At 68.9% G+C, this 1,140-nt stretch carries 1 protein-coding gene; it reads left to right on the top strand.

Going from position 1 to position 1,140, the window contains the following annotated elements; translation table 11 throughout:
- Positions 1-816: substrate-binding domain-containing protein (locus FKP22_RS31180; RefSeq protein ID WP_141292035.1), on the top strand; the 816-nt coding region annotated here is incomplete at its 5' end.
- Positions 817-1,140: the final 324 nt, after the last annotated feature.

Genomic DNA, 1,140 nt, shown 5'->3' with positions numbered 1-1,140 from the left:
CCGCATGCGGCGCTGTCCATCGACGGTGCGAAGGACGAGGCCTGGCGCCAGGGCGCGCTGGTCTGCGTGTTTGCCACGCGCTCGAGCAGCGCGGTCGAGGCTGCGGTGCTGGCCACCATGCTGGCCAACCCGCAGCTGCTGGGCGTCGTCTACTCGACCATCTTCACCCGCGCGGTGACGCTGCCGGCGCCGCTGGCCGGCGTGCCCACGGTGCTGCTGAACTGCCACCCGGTGGACGAGGGCACGCCGCCAGCGGCGCTGTCGATCTCATCGGTGGAGCCCTCGGAGGTGACCGGCGGCCAGGTGGCGACCGAATGCCTGATCGATGCCGGCCACCGCCGCATTGGTTTCATCAACGGCGAGCCGTGGATGGACGCCGCGCACGACCGGCTGCTGGGCTACCGCCGCGCGCTGGCCAGCGCCGACATTGCCTTCGACCGCAAGCTGGTGCGCGAGGGCGACTGGCACGTCGCCTCCGGCCACGAGTGCACGCTGCTGCTGATGCGCCAGGAGCCGCCGCCCACGGCGATCTTCTGCGCCAACGACCTGATGGCCGTGGGCTGCCTGGAGGCGCTGCACGAGCTGGGCCTGCGCGTGCCGCAAGACGTTTCGGTGATGGGCTACGACGACCAGGAAATCGCCCGCCACACCAAGCCGGCGCTGAGCACGCTGGTGCTGCCGGACTACGAGATGGGCCGGCTGGCGGTGGAAATGCTGCTGGCCGAAGTGGCAGACCCGGCGCGCCGCAAGCGCCGGCACAAGGTCGAAGGCAGCCTGGTGGCACGCGCCACTGTGGCGCCGCCCAAGCCGCGTTGATCAGCTGACTGCCGGCGCGTGCCCGTTGCCGCGCGGGTCATGCCAATGCCTCTGGCCGCAGCTCGCTGCCGGCAAACCACCACATACCAACGCTTACATCGTTTCGCTGGTGTCGCCATCGCCCGTTTACTAATAATCTGAGTATTAGCAAATTATTAGTGACGACCGCATGGGGCGAGTCGTCCGGCACACGACAGGAGACAAGATGGACCTGAGATTGAGACACTGGCTGGCAGCCTTGACGCTGCCGCTGCTGGCCGCCGGTTGCGGTGGCGGAGCAGGGGACGGCGAGGATGCCGCTGCCGCCGATGCGTCGCGCATGCA

The sequence above is a fragment of the Ideonella azotifigens genome (genome assembly GCF_006519715.1).
Taxonomy (GTDB): Bacteria; Pseudomonadota; Gammaproteobacteria; order Burkholderiales; family Burkholderiaceae_C; genus Ideonella; species Ideonella azotifigens.
The sequence above is the reverse complement of the archived record's forward strand: the minus strand, read 5'-3'. Positions and strand labels throughout refer to the sequence as shown.